Genomic DNA, 334 nt, shown 5'->3' on the forward strand with positions numbered 1-334 from the left:
CCATCCGCAGTCCGGCCATGAATCGTCGCAATGCGCTTTTTGCTGGTCACGATGAAGGTGGACGCAATTGGTCTCGCTTTGCCAGTCTCATCGGCACATGCCGGATGAACGGCGTCGAACCCTATGCTTATCTGCGCGATCTCTTCATCAGCCTCGCCAACGGTCATCTGGCCAAGGACATCGACGCCTTGATGCCATGGGCCTATGCGCGCAGATTGAATGAGAGCAAAAATGAGCTCATTTGTGAGTAACAAATACGCTCATTCAGCGAATGATCAAAATCTCAATACTTCAAGCGCAAACCCAAAATCAATGGGGCAGAGACGGCGCATAC

At 51.8% G+C, this 334-nt stretch carries 1 protein-coding gene; it reads left to right on the forward strand.

Annotated elements, in window-relative coordinates:
• Positions 1–251 (forward strand): transposase domain-containing protein (locus F9K91_RS25645; RefSeq protein ID WP_167522294.1); only part of this gene is annotated, 251 nt, incomplete at its 5' end.
• Positions 252–334 lie beyond the last annotated feature (83 nt).

This window comes from Brucella tritici, from assembly GCF_008932295.1.
In the GTDB taxonomy this organism is placed as follows: Bacteria; Pseudomonadota; Alphaproteobacteria; order Rhizobiales; family Rhizobiaceae; genus Brucella; species Brucella tritici.